Source organism: Caballeronia grimmiae (assembly GCF_022879615.1).
Classification (GTDB): domain Bacteria; phylum Pseudomonadota; class Gammaproteobacteria; order Burkholderiales; family Burkholderiaceae; genus Caballeronia; species Caballeronia grimmiae.
In genome coordinates, this window is the sequence record NZ_CP084271.1 from 412,168 (window position 1) to 429,929 (window position 17,762).

General features: G+C 60.0%; 9 protein-coding genes, 2 tRNA genes and 3 rRNA genes. 9 read left to right on the forward strand and 5 right to left on the reverse strand.

Features of this window, described 5'->3' with window-relative positions:
* The first annotated feature begins 94 nt into the window (after positions 1-94).
* On the forward strand, positions 95-1,342 hold the full coding sequence (gene mltA, locus LDZ21_RS02050; protein WP_244793951.1) for a murein transglycosylase A: 1,248 nt from the start codon (positions 95-97) through the stop codon (positions 1,340-1,342).
* A gap of 9 nt (positions 1,343-1,351) precedes the next feature.
* Here the strand turns inward: mltA and paaK are convergent, their stop codons facing one another.
* The 4 genes from paaK to paaN form a co-directional block, all read right to left on the reverse strand.
* A complete protein-coding gene (gene paaK / locus LDZ21_RS02055; RefSeq protein WP_244793952.1) occupies positions 1,352-2,656 on the reverse strand; it encodes a phenylacetate--CoA ligase PaaK in 1,305 nt (434 codons plus the stop codon).
* A 66-nt stretch (positions 2,657-2,722) separates the two neighbouring features.
* A complete protein-coding gene (gene paaI, locus LDZ21_RS02060) occupies positions 2,723-3,109 on the reverse strand; it encodes a hydroxyphenylacetyl-CoA thioesterase PaaI (protein WP_244794744.1) in 387 nt (128 codons plus the stop codon).
* A 58-nt stretch (positions 3,110-3,167) separates the two neighbouring features.
* Positions 3,168-3,959: a 2-(1,2-epoxy-1,2-dihydrophenyl)acetyl-CoA isomerase PaaG gene (gene paaG / locus LDZ21_RS02065; RefSeq protein WP_244793953.1), complete on the reverse strand. Its 792-nt coding sequence runs from the start codon at positions 3,957-3,959 to the stop codon at positions 3,168-3,170.
* A 127-nt stretch (positions 3,960-4,086) separates the two neighbouring features.
* Positions 4,087-5,796 (reverse strand): phenylacetic acid degradation protein PaaN, encoded by a 1,710-nt coding sequence (gene paaN, locus LDZ21_RS02070; RefSeq protein WP_244793954.1) that lies wholly within the window; start codon positions 5,794-5,796, stop codon positions 4,087-4,089.
* A gap of 133 nt (positions 5,797-5,929) precedes the next feature.
* On the opposite strand from paaN, the gene LDZ21_RS02075 reads away from it, so the two are divergent.
* The 6 genes from LDZ21_RS02075 (at position 5,930) to rrf (ending at position 12,356) form a co-directional block, all read left to right on the forward strand.
* Positions 5,930-6,706, forward strand: coding sequence for an enoyl-CoA hydratase (locus LDZ21_RS02075; protein ID WP_244793955.1), 777 nt, complete (start codon positions 5,930-5,932; stop codon positions 6,704-6,706).
* A gap of 454 nt (positions 6,707-7,160) precedes the next feature.
* Positions 7,161-8,692, forward strand: a 16S ribosomal RNA gene (locus LDZ21_RS02080).
* Between the two features lie 61 nt (positions 8,693-8,753).
* A tRNA-Ile gene (locus LDZ21_RS02085) sits at positions 8,754-8,830 on the forward strand.
* Positions 8,831-8,863: 33 nt separating this feature from the next.
* Positions 8,864-8,939, forward strand: a tRNA-Ala gene (locus LDZ21_RS02090).
* A gap of 280 nt (positions 8,940-9,219) precedes the next feature.
* Positions 9,220-12,102: ribosomal RNA gene (locus LDZ21_RS02095) — 23S ribosomal RNA — on the forward strand.
* Positions 12,103-12,242: 140 nt separating this feature from the next.
* Positions 12,243-12,356 (forward strand): 5S ribosomal RNA (rrf, locus tag LDZ21_RS02100).
* The 16S, 23S and 5S rRNA genes sit together here with 2 tRNA genes alongside, the layout of an rRNA operon.
* Positions 12,357-12,462: 106 nt before the next feature.
* On the opposite strand, the gene LDZ21_RS02105 is transcribed toward rrf, so the two are convergent.
* Positions 12,463-13,656 (reverse strand): M20 aminoacylase family protein, encoded by a 1,194-nt coding sequence (locus LDZ21_RS02105; protein WP_244793956.1) that lies wholly within the window; start codon positions 13,654-13,656, stop codon positions 12,463-12,465.
* Positions 13,657-13,816: 160 nt separating this feature from the next.
* On the opposite strand from LDZ21_RS02105, the gene LDZ21_RS02110 reads away from it, so the two are divergent.
* Positions 13,817-15,898, forward strand: coding sequence for a molybdopterin-containing oxidoreductase family protein (locus LDZ21_RS02110; protein ID WP_244793957.1), 2,082 nt, complete (start codon positions 13,817-13,819; stop codon positions 15,896-15,898).
* 128 nt (positions 15,899-16,026) lie between these two features.
* A complete protein-coding gene (locus LDZ21_RS02115) occupies positions 16,027-17,700 on the forward strand; it encodes a long-chain fatty acid--CoA ligase (protein ID WP_244793959.1) in 1,674 nt (557 codons plus the stop codon).
* Positions 17,701-17,762 lie beyond the last annotated feature (62 nt).

The window sequence follows — 17,762 nt, forward strand, 5'->3', positions numbered from 1 at the left end:
AACGATGGCAGCGGGCAGCGGAGCTTAACGGCGCTTGGCTGCGTCGTTCGCGCGGTTCTGGTGTTTCTTCTTGCCCGATGCCGTCCACGCGACAATGAAAATCAGCAAGCCGAGCGCCACGAGCGCCTCGAGCGCAAAAATCAGCATTGGATATTCGTCGAACAGATCAGACATGGCGGTTCCCATCAAGAACGAGCATTGTATGCGCAGTATCGTGCGAAGCGCGGCACGTGGAGCGGCCTGGGCCGCGTCGATCGCAGCGGCTGTCCTGCTCGCCTCGTGCGGTGGCGGCGGTGGTTATGTGAAGCCGGGGCCGAGCACGGCCGGCGGCACGCCGATCACGACCGGGCAGCGCGCGTCATCGCGGCTTACGGCGGTGAGCTGGCAGCAGGTTCCCGGCTGGAACGACGATTCGCTGATCGGCGCGACCGCCGCGCTGCGTCAGAATTGCAGCCGGCTCGCGCGTCAGGCCAACTGGCAGAAGGCGTGCGCGGCGGCCCAGCGGCTGGACGACCTCGACATGTCGGAGGCGCGCAGTTTCTTCGAGACGTATTTCACGCCGTTCCAGCTTGCCAATACGGACGGCACGCTCGACGGCCTCGTAACCGGCTACTACGAACCGCTGCTGCGCGGTTCGCGCACGCGGCGCGGTGCGTATCAATATGCGCTGTACCGATGGCCGTATCGTTATAAACCGGGCGCTGCGTTGCCTGCGCGCGCTCAGCTCGAACGCTCCGGCGTGTTGAACGGCAACGAACTGGTCTGGGTCGACGATCCGATCGAAGCTTTCTTCCTGCAAGTGCAGGGCTCGGGGCGCGTCGTCATGGAAGACGGCAGCGTGATGCGTGTGGGCTTCGGCGGGACCAACAATCAGCCGTATCGGTCGATCGGCAAGGAGTTGCTCGATCGCGGCGAACTGACGCCCGCGCAAGCGACGATGCAAGGCATCAAGGCGTGGGCGAAGGCCAATCCGGCGCGCGTCGATGCGCTGCTCGACGTCAATCCGCGCTTCGTGTTTTTCCGCGAAATGCCCGCCGCCACGGCGCTGACGACGAGTCTCGGCGACGGTCCCGTCGGCGCGCTCGGCGTGCCGCTGACGCCCGAACGTTCGATCGCAGTCGATCCTTCCGCGATTCCGCTCGGCACGCCCGTGTTCCTCCAGACGACGCGCCCGCTCAGCAACCAGCCGATGAACCGGCTGGTGTTCGCTCAGGATACTGGCACCGCGATCAAGGGCGGCGTGCGCGCCGATTATTTCTGGGGCCTCGGCGACGATGCCGGCGACCTCGCGGGACGCATGAAGCAGGGCGGCCGGATGTGGCTGCTGATGCCTAACTCGTGATCGCGTGACTTACGGCTTCACGCCGCGCTTGTCCACCACACGCCGTGCTTTGCCGACAGAACGTTCGATACCGTTCACCGGCAGCACGTTCACCACGGCGCTCACGCCGATCAGCGCCTTGATGTCGTAGGCAAGCGCACTCCTTGCGCTGTCCAGCGCCGCGACGTCGGGCGCCGATTCGGGACATGGCTCGCAATTGAGCGTGAAAACGTCGAGCGGGCCGTCCTTCGTCAGCACGATTTGATAATGCGGCGCGAGCACCGGCCGCTTCAGCAAGAGTTCCTCGATCTGCGTCGGGAAGACGTTGACCCCGCGCACGATCATCATGTCGTCCGAGCGGCCGGTGATCTTTTCCATGCGGCGCATCGTCCGCGCGGTGCCCGGCAAGAGCCGCGTCAGATCTCGCGTGCGATAGCGGATGATCGGCAGCGCTTCCTTCGTGAGCGACGTGAACACCAGCTCGCCGAACTCGCCGTCCGGCAGCACTTCGCCGGTGTCGGGATCGATGATCTCGGGGTAGAAGTGATCCTCCCAGATCGTCGGGCCGTCCTTCGTTTCGGCGCACTCGGACGCCACGCCTGGCCCCATTACTTCGGATAGACCGTAGATGTCGACGGCATCGATGCCCATGCGCTGCTCGATCGCATGGCGCATGTCGTTCGTCCACGGCTCCGCGCCGAAGATGCCGATGCGCAGCGAACAGCTCGCCGGCTCGATGCCTTGCCGCTCCAGCTCGTCAGCGATGGAGAGCATATAGCTCGGCGTCACCATGATGATGTCGGGCCGGAAGTCCTGAATCAGTTGAACTTGCTTCTCGGTCTGACCGCCGCCGAACGGAATGACCGTCAATCCCGCGCGCTCCGCGCCATAGTGCGCACCGAGGCCGCCGGTGAAAAGGCCGTAGCCGTAGCTCACGTGCACCTTGTCGCCGCGACGCGCGCCCGCCGCGCGGATCGAACGGGCGACGAGATCCGCCCAGGTGTCGATGTCCTTCGCTGTATAGCCGACGACGGTAGGCTTGCCCGTCGTGCCGGACGAAGCGTGGATGCGCGCGACGCGCTCTTGCGGCACGGCGAACATGCCGAACGGATAATTGTCGCGCAGGTCCTTTTTCGTCGTGAAGGGGAAGCGCGCGAGGTCCCCAAGCGACTGTACGTCGTAGGGATGGACGCCCGCTTCATCGAACTTGCGGCGATACACAGGCGAATTGTCATAGGCGTGTCTGAGCGTCCATTTCAGACGCTGCAACTGAAGCGCGACGAGTTCGTCGCGGCTCGCCTTCTCGATCGCTTCGAGCGGCAACGGTGTAGTCATCGATGTCTCCTTCATGCTCGCTATGCGGCGCGGTCGTTGCCGCGTCCGGCTGATCGATCGGTTCGGTCAAGTGGGAATCACGGTGCCCTTGATCTGGGCCGACTTGCCGCGAAACATCGCGACGGCTTCGCCTTCGCGATTCGTGACGCGGATATCGTAGATGCCGGTGCGCCCGCTCAATGTCTGCTCCACCGCCTCGGCGGTCAGGCGATCGCCGCCGTGCACGGGCCGCAGGAATTCGATCGAACATCCCGCCGCCACCGTGCTGACGTTATAGGAGTTGCACGCGAAAGCGAATGCGGAATCCGCCAGCGTGAACATCAGGCCGCCGTGGCAGATTGCGTGGCCATTGAGAAAGTCCGGGCGCACGTTCATCTGAAGCCGCGCATAGCCGGGCCGCACTTCGATCAGCTCGATGCCCAGCGCGCGCGAGCAGGCATCCGCTTCATACATGGCTTTGGCCGTGGCTTCGGCGAGTTGTTGAGGCGTCACGCAAGTCTCCCTGATGGATTCAAAGGCCTTCGAAGCGCGGTGCGCGCTTTTCCTTGAATGCGGCGACGCCTTCGATGTAGTCGGGCGATGCGCCGAGTTCGCGCTGCACGTCGCGTTCGAGGGCGAGTTGCGCATCGAATGTATTGGCCGCGCTCGCACGCATGGCCTGCTTGATCGCGGCAATTGCGCGCGCGGGCTGCTGGGCGAGTTGTGCGGCCAGTTGCGCGGCGGCGTGCTGAAGTTCCGCATCGTCCACGACGCGCCACACGATGCCCCACGCTTCGGCCTTCTCCGCGCCGAGCTTGTCGCCGGTCAGCGCCAGCCCCAACGCACGCGCTTCACCGACGCGGCGCGGCAAGAGCCACGTTCCGCCCGAATCCGGAACGAGGCCAATTTTCACGAACGCCTGGATGAAGCTCGCCGAACGTGCCGCGAGGACGAGATCGCAGGCCATCGCCAGGTTCGCGCCCGCGCCTGCAGCCGTGCCGTTGACCGCTGCAATGACAGGCAGCGGCATCGCTTGAAGGCGGCGCACGAGTGGATTGAAGTGAGCGTCGATCAGTTCACCGAGGTCGGACATCGAACCCGGCGTGAAGTCGAGATCGGCAAGGTCCTGCCCGGCGCAGAACGCGCGCCCCGCACCGGTCAGGACGATCGCGCGCGCATTCTCCGCCTCGGCCCGGTCGAGCTCCTGGCTCAATTGGCCGTGCATCTCGCGTGTAAAGCTGTTCAGCTTGTCAGGACGATTCAGCGTGATGGTCGCGACGCGCGTATCGCCATCGATTTGAAACAGAACAGACTGCTCGGACATGGCATCTCCTCTGACACGGGCCGCGTTTGAGTTCGTCACATGCGGATACTAGGCGCGCGGCCCGATGTTTTCCATTCGGCCGGAAGGCATAAGCCGATTGCGCGACTTCGCCTTTCCGTCGTTTTGCTTATGCCGTTTGGCCGGCTTCCGCAGGCGCTGCCTTGGGCGCAACGTGCACTCGACTCTGAACGACACGGAAGCGGTTTGCGACGAAGGCTGCATCGGCGAGAGCGGCATTCGCGGCCGGGTTTGCGCCGGTGCCGTGGAAGTCGGAGAACGCAGCGGACTGATTGACGAAGACGCCGCCCGTCAGGTTGATCGAGAGCGCGACGCCGCCGCGTATCGCGGCTTCATGGGCAGCGTCGATCACGGCGTCGTCCGTGCTGTAGACCGACAGTGTGAGTGCGCCGTGCTCCTGCGCGATGGAGCCGGCGAGGTCGAGCGATTGCGTCGTGGAATCGGTGGCAATCACGAACGCGATAGGTCCGAACCATTCTCTCGTGAACGTGGTTTCGTGATCGCGTGCGTCGAGCTTGAGCAGCAGTGGCGTGTGAACTCGCGCCTCCGGGAAGGCGGGATGCGTGAGCGTCTGGCTATCGAGCAGCACGTCGCCGAGCGCGCGTGCTTCAGCGATGCGCGCCACGATGCCTTCGTTCTGAATCGCGCCGGTCAGTTCGACGGCACGGGCAGCATCGGAACTCAGCTTTTCTACGGCGCCGGCAAGCGCCTTCGCGACTTCGTCGAAGCTGAGTTGGCCGTCGGCGGTGCGAATGCCGTCGCGTGGCACATAGATGTTCTGCGGCGCGGTACACATCTGGCCGGAGTACAGCGCGAGCGAGAACGCGATGTTGCGCGCGGCGGCTTTCATGTCGTCGACGGAATCGATGACGATCTGATTCACGCCCGCTTTCTCCGTGAAGACCTGCGCCTGGTGCGCATTGCGCTCGAGCCAGGTGCCGTTCTGTGTGCTGCCGGTGAAATCGATGAGCTTGATTTCCGGACGCACGGCGAGTTGCTGGACGAGCGGGCCGTCATTCGGCTCAGTGGCGAGCAGCATGACGACGTTCGGATCGAAGCCGGCTTCGCGCAGGACGTCACGAGCGATGCGTACGGTGATCGCCAGCGCCAGGATCGCGCCGGGATGCGGCTTGACGATAACGGTGTTGCCCGTGGCGAGGTCGGCGAAAAGGCCGGGATAACCGTTCCACGTCGGGAACGTGCAGCAGCCCAGCACGAGACCGGCGCCGCGCGGAACGATGCTATAGCGCTTCTGCATCGCGAGCGGCGGGTTCTTGCCTTGCGGCTTTTCCCAGTGCGCCTCGGCCGGAATGCGGCGCAGTTGGTCCCACGCGTAGACGACCGCCTCGAGCGCGCGGTCTTGCGCGTGCGGGCCGCCAGCTTGGAAGGCCATCATGAACGCCTGGCCAGTCGTGTGCATCACGCTGTAGCCGATCTCGAAGCTGGCGCGATTCAGCCGTGAAAGAATCTCGAGGCTGACCCCGACCCATGCTTGCGGACCGGCGGCGCGCCACTGCTTCTGAGCCTGAAGCGAGGCTTGGATGAGGGCGTCGGGATCGGCCTTCGGATACTTGATGTCGAGCGCAACGCCGAACGGCGACCGCTCCGCGCCAACCGTTTCGCCCGTTGACGGCTGATCGAGTTCGAAGGTCTTGCCCAGATGTGCCTTGAATGCCGCTTCGCCGTCCGCGCTGGCCGTTTCCCCGTACACTTTGGGACTCGGCATTTCGGCAAAAGGACTCCAGTAGCCGCGCGTTTGGATGGCGGAGAGCGCTTTGTCGAGCATCGCTTCATGCTTCGTGAACAGGGAATGTGTCATGGTCGGAAGATAGATTGATGAGCGGCTGGTCGATTAATTAACCGACCGGTTGGTTGGTGATGGTAGCATTATCGAGATGATGTACAAGAAGGTCCTTCATTAGGACTTACCAGAGGATCGCCAGGAGGAGCGCATGACTTACGAGAACGTGCTGGTAGAGACACGCGGACGAGTCGGACTGATCACGCTGAATCGCCCGAAAGCGCTGAACGCGCTCAACGACGCGCTGATGGACGAACTCGGATCGGCGCTGAAAGCCTTCGATGCCGACGAGAATATCGGCGCGATCGTGCTGACCGGCAGTGAGAAGGCATTCGCTGCGGGCGCGGACATCGGCATGATGGCCGGCTACTCCTATATGGATGTCTACAAGAACGACTACATCACGCGCAACTGGGAGACCATCCGCTCGATCCGCAAGCCGGTTATCGCGGCGGTGGCGGGTTTCGCGCTTGGCGGCGGCTGCGAACTGGCAATGATGTGCGACATCGTCATCGCCGCCGATACGGCGAAGTTCGGACAGCCGGAGATCAAGCTCGGCGTGATTCCGGGTGCGGGCGGCACGCAACGCTTGCCTCGCGCGGTATCGAAGGCGAAGGCGATGGACATGTGTCTGACCGCCCGCATGATGGATGCGGCAGAAGCGGAGCGCGCCGGACTGGTGTCGCGTATCGTCGCCGCCGATCGTTTGCTCGATGAGGCGGTGGAGGCGGGGACGATCATCGCCGGCTTTTCGCTGCCTGCGGTCATGATGGCGAAAGAGGCAGTCAATCGCGCATACGAAACGACGCTGGCGGAAGGCGTCCATTTTGAGCGGCGTCTATTCCATTCGCTGTTCGCAACGGAAGATCAGAAAGAAGGCATGACGGCGTTTGTGGAGAAGCGAAAGCCGCTTTTCAAGCACCGGTAGAAAACCCTTGCATATTGCGTTCGGGCTAACTAGAATTCCGTTCCTTCGCGATTCACGGAACGCGAAGGAAGCGGGAGTAAGCGGTTCGGAGGGGTGCTGGAGATGGGCGGTAAAACATTCTCTCGAGCGCAGTCAGCGAGTAAAGCGGTTCAAAAACTTGTTGACAGACTTCGAAACGATGTTCATAATCTCGTTTCTCTGCTGCTGATGCAGCGACGCAAGACGAAAGCAAGACGGTCTTAGCGGAAATGTTCTTTAAAAACTAACAGCCGATAAGTGTGGGCGCTTGATAGCGAGTGCGGCTTCGGTCTTCGGACTGGGGCAATAGCAAAAGTATCAAGAGTCTCACACGAAGTATTAAGAGGAAGGTTTTTCATCTTAGGATGAACAATCATCGTCAGTACGTTGAGTGAGCGACCGGTTTCTAACGGAACCGAAAAACAGTAACAGGTTTGAACTGAAGAGTTTGATCCTGGCTCAGATTGAACGCTGGCGGCATGCCTTACACATGCAAGTCGAACGGCAGCACGGGGGCAACCCTGGTGGCGAGTGGCGAACGGGTGAGTAATACATCGGAACGTGTCCTGTAGTGGGGGATAGCCCGGCGAAAGCCGGATTAATACCGCATACGATCTACGGAGGAAAGCGGGGGATCTTCGGACCTCGCGCTATAGGGGCGGCCGATGGCAGATTAGCTAGTTGGTGGGGTAAAGGCCTACCAAGGCGACGATCTGTAGCTGGTCTGAGAGGACGACCAGCCACACTGGGACTGAGACACGGCCCAGACTCCTACGGGAGGCAGCAGTGGGGAATTTTGGACAATGGGGGCAACCCTGATCCAGCAATGCCGCGTGTGTGAAGAAGGCCTTCGGGTTGTAAAGCACTTTTGTCCGGAAAGAAAACTTCGTCCCTAATATGGATGGAGGATGACGGTACCGGAAGAATAAGCACCGGCTAACTACGTGCCAGCAGCCGCGGTAATACGTAGGGTGCGAGCGTTAATCGGAATTACTGGGCGTAAAGCGTGCGCAGGCGGTCTGTTAAGACCGATGTGAAATCCCCGGGCTTAACCTGGGAACTGCATTGGTGACTGGCAGGCTTTGAGTGTGGCAGAGGGGGGTAGAATTCCACGTGTAGCAGTGAAATGCGTAGAGATGTGGAGGAATACCGATGGCGAAGGCAGCCCCCTGGGCCAACACTGACGCTCATGCACGAAAGCGTGGGGAGCAAACAGGATTAGATACCCTGGTAGTCCACGCCCTAAACGATGTCAACTAGTTGTTGGGGATTCATTTCCTTAGTAACGTAGCTAACGCGTGAAGTTGACCGCCTGGGGAGTACGGTCGCAAGATTAAAACTCAAAGGAATTGACGGGGACCCGCACAAGCGGTGGATGATGTGGATTAATTCGATGCAACGCGAAAAACCTTACCTACCCTTGACATGGTCGGAATCCTGCTGAGAGGCGGGAGTGCTCGAAAGAGAACCGGCGCACAGGTGCTGCATGGCTGTCGTCAGCTCGTGTCGTGAGATGTTGGGTTAAGTCCCGCAACGAGCGCAACCCTTGTCCTTAGTTGCTACGCAAGAGCACTCTAAGGAGACTGCCGGTGACAAACCGGAGGAAGGTGGGGATGACGTCAAGTCCTCATGGCCCTTATGGGTAGGGCTTCACACGTCATACAATGGTCGGAACAGAGGGTTGCCAAGCCGCGAGGTGGAGCCAATCCCAGAAAACCGATCGTAGTCCGGATCGCAGTCTGCAACTCGACTGCGTGAAGCTGGAATCGCTAGTAATCGCGGATCAGCATGCCGCGGTGAATACGTTCCCGGGTCTTGTACACACCGCCCGTCACACCATGGGAGTGGGTTTCACCAGAAGTAGGTAGCCTAACCGCAAGGAGGGCGCTTACCACGGTGGGATTCATGACTGGGGTGAAGTCGTAACAAGGTAGCCGTATCGGAAGGTGCGGCTGGATCACCTCCTTTCTCGAGCTTCGCACACTAAGTTAAGCGCTCACGCTTATCGGCTGTCAGAAAGACAGGCTAAGGGTCTGTAGCTCAGTCGGTTAGAGCACCGTCTTGATAAGGCGGGGGTCGTTGGTTCGAATCCAACCAGACCCACCAACGGTCGAGACGGGTTGAACAGGCCCTGCACACGGGGGATTAGCTCAGCTGGGAGAGCACCTGCTTTGCAAGCAGGGGGTCGTCGGTTCGATCCCGTCATCCTCCACCAAGTCCTCAATGCACAGCGCTCGGATGAGTGCTGCGCATTGGCGACTATAGCCAGTTGATGTCGCAAGTAGTGAATTACGCTTGTCGGCTAAACGTTCTTTAACAATCTGGAAGAAGTAGTAAAGAGAGTAGCGAAAGCGCTTAGAGATGGGCGTGAGTAGGTACTCAGGGTAGTGATTGTATCAAGTATGAAAAGTGATCTTAATGATGACTTGGAATACGGCACAACGCGAATACTCAGCCTATGGCGGGTGCGCTCGAGAGAGACACACTCGTTATAGGGTCAAGCGAACAAGTGCATGTGGTGGATGCCTTGGCGATCACAGGCGATGAAGGACGCGGTAGCCTGCGAAAAGCTCCGGGGAGCTGGCAAACAAGCTTTGATCCGGAGATGTCCGAATGGGGAAACCCGGCCCGTATGGGTCATCCGTGACTGAATACATAGGTCACGAGAAGCGAACGCGGTGAACTGAAACATCTAAGTAACCGCAGGAAAAGAAATCAACCGAGATTCCCAAAGTAGTGGCGAGCGAAATGGGAAGAGCCTGTACTCTTTATCTGCATTGTTAGCTGAACGCTCTGGAAAGTGCGGCCATAGCAGGTGATAGCCCTGTAAGCGAAAGCAGCGTGGAAGAACTAGGGGTACGACAAGTAGGGCGGGACACGTGAAATCCTGTCTGAAGATGGGGGGACCATCCTCCAAGGCTAAATACTCGTGATCGACCGATAGTGAACCAGTACCGTGAGGGAAAGGCGAAAAGAACCCCGGGAGGGGAGTGAAATAGATCCTGAAACCGCATGCATACAAACAGTCGGAGCCTCGCAAGGGGTGACGGCGTACCTTTTGTATAATGGGTCAGCGACTTACGTTCAGTAGCGAGCTTAACTGATTAAGGCAGGCGTAGCGAAAGCGAGTCCGAATAGGGCGATCAGTTGCTGGGCGTAGACCCGAAACCAAGTGATCTATCCATGGCCAGGTTGAAGGTGCGGTAACACGTACTGGAGGACCGAACCCACTAACGTTGAAAAGTTAGGGGATGAGCTGTGGATAGGGGTGAAAGGCTAAACAAACTTGGAAATAGCTGGTTCTCTCCGAAAACTATTTAGGTAGTGCCTCGTGTATCACCTTCGGGGGTAGAGCACTGTCATGGTTGTGGGGTCCATTGCGGATTACTACGCCATAGCAAACTCCGAATACCGAAGAGTGCAATCACGGGAGACAGACATCGGGTGCTAACGTCCGGTGTCAAGAGGGAAACAACCCAGACCGCCAGCTAAGGTCCCAAAGATTGGCTAAGTGGGAAACGAAGTGGGAAGGCTAAAACAGTCAGGAGGTTGGCTTAGAAGCAGCCACCCTTTAAAGAAAGCGTAATAGCTCACTGATCGAGTCGTCCTGCGCGGAAGATGTAACGGGGCTCAAGCCAGTCACCGAAGCTGCGGATACGTACGCAAGTACGTGTGGTAGGAGAGCGTTCCGTAAGCCTGCGAAGGTGCGTTGAAAAGCGTGCTGGAGGTATCGGAAGTGCGAATGCTGACATGAGTAGCGATAAAGGGGGTGAAAAGCCCCCTCGCCGTAAGCCCAAGGTTTCCTACGCAACGTTCATCGGCGTAGGGTGAGTCGGCCCCTAAGGCGAGGCAGAAATGCGTAGCTGATGGGAAGCAGGTCAATATTCCTGCACCATTGTTAGATGCGATGGGGGGACGGATCGCGGAAGGTTGTCCGGGTGTTGGAAGTCCCGGTCGCTGCGTTGGAGAAGGCACTTAGGCAAATCCGGGTGCGTAATTCAAGGGCGTGGCGCGAGCTTCTTCGGAAGCGAAGCAATTGGAAGTGGTTCCAAGAAAAGCCTCTAAGCTTCAGTCTAATAGTGACCGTACCGCAAACCGACACAGGTGGGCGAGATGAGTATTCTAAGGCGCTTGAGAGAACTCGGGAGAAGGAACTCGGCAAATTGGTACCGTAACTTCGGGATAAGGTACGCCTCTGTAGCTTGACTGGCCTGCGCCAGGAGGGTGAAGAGGTTGCAATAAACTGGTGGCTGCGACTGTTTAATAAAAACACAGCACTCTGCAAACACGAAAGTGGACGTATAGGGTGTGACGCCTGCCCGGTGCCGGAAGATTAAATGATGGGGTGCAAGCTCTTGATTGAAGTCCCGGTAAACGGCGGCCGTAACTATAACGGTCCTAAGGTAGCGAAATTCCTTGTCGGGTAAGTTCCGACCTGCACGAATGGCGTAACGATGGCCACACTGTCTCCTCCCGAGACTCAGCGAAGTTGAAGTGTTTGTGATGATGCAATCTCCCCGCGGCTAGACGGAAAGACCCCATGAACCTTTACTGTAGCTTTGCATTGGACTTTGAACCGATCTGTGTAGGATAGGTGGGAGGCTATGAAGCGGGAACGCCAGTTTCCGTGGAGCCGTCCTTGAAATACCACCCTGGTTTGTTTGAGGTTCTAACCTTGGTCCGTGATCCGGATCGGGGACAGTGCATGGTAGGCAGTTTGACTGGGGCGGTCTCCTCCCAAAGTGTAACGGAGGAGTACGAAGGTACGCTAGGTACGGTCGGAAATCGTGCTGATAGTGCAATGGCATAAGCGTGCTTAACTGCGAGACCGACAAGTCGAGCAGGTGCGAAAGCAGGTCATAGTGATCCGGTGGTTCTGTATGGAAGGGCCATCGCTCAACGGATAAAAGGTACTCTGGGGATAACAGGCTGATACCGCCCAAGAGTTCATATCGACGGCGGTGTTTGGCACCTCGATGTCGGCTCATCTCATCCTGGGGCTGTAGCCGGTCCCAAGGGTATGGCTGTTCGCCATTTAAAGAGGTACGTGAGCTGGGTTTAAAACGTCGTGAGACAGTTTGGTCCCTATCTGCCGTGGGCGTTGGATATTTGAAGGGGGCTGCTCCTAGTACGAGAGGACCGGAGTGGACGAACCTCTGGTGTACCGGTTGTCACGCCAGTGGCATCGCCGGGTAGCTATGTTCGGAAGAGATAACCGCTGAAAGCATCTAAGCGGGAAACTCGCCTTAAGATGAGATATCCCCGGGGCTTCGAGCCCCTTGAAGGGTCGTTCCAGACCAGGACGTTGATAGGTCAGGTGTGTAAGTGCAGTAATGCATTGAGCTAACTGATACTAATTGCCCGTAAGGCTTGATCCTATAACCAGTGTGTTTCCGATCCCCGCAGGGGATGCACCGCTGGTTGAGTAAGCGACTGTGCCACAGTCACCACCCGAATTCATTACTGCTTCTTCCCAGATTGGTTGTCCGCCCCACAAGGCGCGCAACAACAAGTCATGCCTGATGACCATAGCGAGTCGGTACCACCCCTTCCCATCCCGAACAGGACCGTGAAACGACTCCACGCCGATGATAGTGCGGATTGCCCGTGTGAAAGTAGGTAATCGTCAGGCTCCTCATGCCGCAAACAAAAACCCCACCCCGCAAAGGTGGGGTTTTTGCGTTGGGGCCGCAATCTATGCGCGCAGGCGTCCCGATGAAGCACGCCCGCCGCAGCAATCACTTCTCGACCAAGAACCGCTCAACCAATCGTACCCAGTACGACGACCCCACTGTCAACAGCGCGTCGTTGAAGTCATAACTGGCGTTGTGCAGCATGCACGGCCCCGCGCCGTGTCCATGATCGCGATGCCCGCCATCGCCGTTTCCAAGAAACGCATAGCATCCGGGTTTCTCGAGCAGCATGAACGAGAAGTCTTCGGCGCCCATCGTCGGCTCGACCGAGCTGTCGACCTTGTCCGCGCCCACTACCTCCGCCATCACGTCCGCCGCAAACATCGCCTGTTCGGCGTCATTGATGGTCGGCGGGTAATTCCGGTGAAATCGCACCTCTGCCTCGCAGTCGTACGCAGAAGCCGTCGCCTCCACGATCTTGCGCATCCGCGCTTCGATGAGATCGAGCGTCTCCACAGTGAACGTCCGCACCGTGCCGCCGAGCCATGCGTGGTCGGGCACGACGTTCGCCGCTTCTCCCGCATGGATCTGCGTGATGGACAGCACTGCCGTGTCCAGCGGCTTCTTGTTTCGTGTGATGATGCTTTGCAATGCGTTCGCGATCTGAACCGCCGTGAACACCGGATCGCGACCGTTGTGCGGAAGCGCCGCGTGCGAGCCGGTCCCGTTTATCGTGATGCGAAACTCGTTGCTCGAGGCCATGATCGGTCCTTCGGTAACGCCGAAGTGCCCGGTTTCGATGCCTGGCCAGTTGTGGATCCCAAACACGGCATCAACGGGGAAGCGGGTGAAGAGTCCATCGTCGATCATGGCTTTCGCGCCCGCACCGCCTTCCTCTGCTGGCTGGAAGATGAACACGACCGTCCCGTCGAACTTTCCGTGTTCGGCGAGGTACTTGGCGGCGCCGAGCAGCATCGCTGTGTGGCCGTCGTGGCCGCACGCGTGCATCCGGCCGGCGTGTGTGGATCGATGCTCGAACGTGTTCACTTCCTCAATCGGCAATGCGTCCATGTCGGCGCGCAGTCCGATGGATGCGCCGCTCGTTCCGCGCTTCAAAACGCCGACGACGCCAGTCTTGCCCACTCCGCGATGCACGGTAACACCCCACCGTTCGAGGTTTTCGGCCACGAGCCTCGCAGTGCCGACCTCTTCGTAACGCAACTCGGGATGAGCGTGGATCGTTCGTCGAAGGGCCTTGATTTCATCGTGTGATGCTTCGATTTCAGGGATCGAACTCATTTGTACCGCTCTCTTGTTGATATTCGGATCGCGCGGATTGACACGCGGCATAACTCATTCTACGCCGCCACTATTTGCTGGATCGGACAGTCTGTCGCATAGCCGGCGTAATAGAATTCGGTCATCTGCCGCCAATTTTCCCGACTGACCGGACTTTTCGATGAACGCTCCAGCCGAGTTTGCACGAGCCGTATGCCCGCACGATTGCCCCGATACCTGCGCGATGCGCGTGACCCTGCAAGACGGCAAGGCGATAAAAGTCAGCGGAGATCCCGATCATCCGCCGACGCAAGGCGTCCTTTGCACGAAGGTCACGCGATACGCCGAGCGCACGCATCACAAGGACCGTCTTCTGACACCGTTGCGCCGCGTCGGACCGAAAGGAAGCGGGCAATTCGAGCCGATCAGTTGGGAGGAAGGGTTGCGCATCGCCGCTGACCGGCTTCAGCCGATTGCGCGTCGCGCGCCCGACGCGATTCTGCCGTACAGCTACGCGGGCACCATGGGCCTCGTTCAGGGCGAAAGCATTGCTGCGCGCTTCTTCAACGTGCTTGGCGCATCGCGCCTCGACCGCACGATTTGCGCTGCCGCCGGGGCGGCCGGCCTCCGCTATACCTATGGCGCGAGCGTCGGCATGCACGTCGATTTCTTCGAGGAAAGCGAGCTTATTCTGATCTGGGGCGCGAATCCGATCGCATCGAGTCTGCATTTCTGGACGCGCGCGCAAGAGGCGAAGCGGCGGGGCGCGAAACTGATCGCGATCGATCCGTATAAGTCGCTGACCGCCGAAAAGTGTCATCAGCACATCGCGTTGCGGCCCGGCACCGACGCCGCGCTCGCGCTGGGCATGATGCACGTGCTCATCCGCGAGGGCTTTGTCGATCGCGATTATGTCGATGCCCACACGCTCGGTTTCGACGAGCTCGCAGAGCGCGCGTCGCTGTATCCGCCGTCGCGCGCCGCAGCGATATGCGGCATCGACGAGCAAGTGATCGTCGACCTTGCGCGCGCTTTCGGTTCGACGAAGAAAGCCGCGATCCGCCTCAACTACGGCATGCAGCGTGTGCGCGGCGGTGGCAACGCGGTGCGGGCGATTGCCTGCCTGCCGTCGCTGACCGGCGCGTGGCGCGAACGAGCGGGCGGGCTGCTGCTGTCGTCATCCGGATGGGCGCCGACGCATGCCGCCGCGCTCCAGCGGCCAGATCTGCTGCCGGGAGGCCTGGCGAAGCCGCCGCGCATCGTGAACATGAACGCCATCGGCGATGCCTTGCTGCATCCGGGCGACGCGAGCTTCGGCCCGCGGATCGAAGCGCTGATCGTGTACAACTCGAATCCTGTTGCGGTCGCGCCGGATTCCGCGAAAGTCGCGGCGGGATTCGCGCGCGACGATCTGTTCACCATCGTGCTCGAGCACTTCCAGACCGATACCGCTGATTACGCCGATCTCATCTTTCCGGCGACCACGCAGCTTGAGCATCTCGACGTTCACCAGTCCTACGGCCACACGCACGTCATGGCGAACCTGCCGGCGATCGCGCCTGTAGGGGAGTCGCGCCCGAACACCGAATTTTTCCGCGGGCTCGCGCGTGCGATGGAACTGACCGAACCGGCGCTATTCGAAACCGACGAACAGATCGCATCGAAGGCTTTCCGCTGGGACCATCCCACGCTGAAAGACCAGAATTGGGGCGCGCTCAAGGCGTCCGGCTGGCTCAAGCTCGACCTGCCCGATGCGCCTTTCGCCGATGGCGGCTTCCGCACGCCCTCGGGCAAGTGCGAGTTCTACAGTCAGCGCCTGAAAGACGAGGGCCATGACCCATTGCCGGATTACATCCCGCCGTATGAATCCGCCGAAGCCGCGCCCGAACTGGCCGCCCGCTATCCGCTCGCGATGATCTCGCCGCCCGCACGCAACTTCCTGAACAGCAGTTTCGTGAACATCGAGAGTCTGCGTGCGACGGAGCGCGAGCCGCATCTCGATATCCATCCGATCGACGCGCAAGCGCGCGGCATCGCAGACGGCATGCAAGTCCGCATATTCAACGACCGTGGCTCGATGCAGGCGCGCGTGCGTGTGACCGAGCGCGCACGTCAGGGCGTTGTCGTCGGCTTGTCGATCTGGTGGAAAAAGTTGTCCCCCGATGGCTGCAACGCCAATCAGGTAACGAGCCAGGCACTGACCGATCTGGGGGGATCGGCAACGTTCTACGATTGCCTGGTTGAAGTGGAGTCATTGCATTGAGAAGTTTGAAGCACGCGGGTTCATACGAGCCTGGAGCGCGGCGTCTAACCGGATTGTCGGCAGCGATTCGAGCAGCTAGCATCTCGTTTCCGCACGATCATTCTAAAATCAGATAAAGGAGACGCCGCATGGAGAAACTTTGGCTGAAATCGTATCCGGCCGGTGTGCCTGCGGAAATCGACGCGTCGGCGTATCGATCCGTGTCTCAACTGCTCGAGGACAGTTTCCGCAAGAATCGCGATCGTCGCGCGTTCCTTTGCATGGGACGCGCGATTACCTATCGCGAGCTCGACGACATGTCGAAGAAGCTCGCCGCGTGGTTTCAGGCGAAGGGACTGAAGCCCGGCGCGCGCGTCGCGCTGATGATGCCGAACGTGCTGCAGTATCCCGTCGCGATCGCTGCGGTGCTGCGCGCGGGATACATTGTCGTCAACGTCAATCCGCTCTACACGCCGCGAGAACTCGAGCATCAGCTCAGAGACAGCGGCGCGGAAGCCATCGTCATTCTCGAGAACTTCGCTGCGACGCTGCAAGCGGTGATTGCGAATACGGCGATCAAGCATGTGGTGGTTGCGTCGATGGGCGATCTCATGGGCCTGAACGGGCTCGTGGTCAATTTCGTCGTGCGCCGGATGAAGAAGCTGGTGCCCGAGTGGAGCTTGCCCGGCAGCATCCGCTTCAATCAGGCGCTCGTTGAAGGCGGCAGGCATACGCTCGCGCCCGTGGAACAGAAGCCCGACGACGTCGCGTTCCTTCAATATACGGGCGGCACGACCGGCGTAGCGAAGGGCGCAACGCTCACGCATCGCAACCTGATCGCCAATGTCCTGCAATCCGAAGTGTGGCTGGAGCCGGCGCGCAAGCTACGGCCGGATATCGATCAGTTCGTATGCGTGGCGGCTCTGCCGCTGTATCACATCTTCGCGTTGACGGTGTGCGGCATGCTCACCATCCGTACCGGCGGTCTTGGCGTGCTGATTCCGAATCCGCGCGACGTCGGCGGGATGATCAAGGAATTGAAGGGCGTTCAGATCAACACGTTCCCGGCGGTCAACACGCTCTATAACGCGATGCTGAACCACCCCGATTTCAGCAAGCTCGACTTTTCCAAGCTCATCGCGGCGAACGGCGGCGGCATGGCCGTGCAGGAGGCCGTCGCGAAGCGCTGGTTTGCGGTCACCGGCGTGCCGATCGTCGAGGGCTACGGATTATCGGAGACGTCGCCGTGCGTGACTTGCAATCCAGTGACGGCCACCGAATACACCGGCACGATCGGGCTGCCGTTGCCATCGACGGAAATCTCGATTCGCGACGACGACAACAACGAGGTGCCGCTGGGCGAGGCCGGCGAAATCTGCATTCGCGGACCCCAGGTAATGGCGGGCTACTGGAATCGCCCCGACGAGACCGCCAAAGTGATGACGCCCGATGGCTTCTTCCGCTCCGGCGACGTCGGCGTGTTCGACGAGCGCGGCTACGTCAAAATCGTCGACCGCAAGAAGGACATGATTCTCGTGTCGGGTTTCAACGTCTATCCGAACGAGATCGAAGACGTGGTGGCGATGCTGCCCGGCGTGTTCGAAGTCGCGGCCGTCGGCGTGAAGGACAAGAGCTCCGGCGAGGCGGTGAAGCTCTTCATCGTGCGCAAGGACGAGAGCCTGACCGAAGCTGACGTCATCGCGCATTGCCGTGAGCGCCTGACGGGCTACAAGCGGCCGCGCATCATCGAGTTCCGCAGCACCTTGCCGAAGAGCAACGTCGGCAAGATCCTGCGACGGGAACTGCGCGACGGCACCGTTTGACAGGTGCGCTAACCTGTGAAGACGAGCCGTCGTATCCGTCGCTGGATACGACGGCTTTTTTG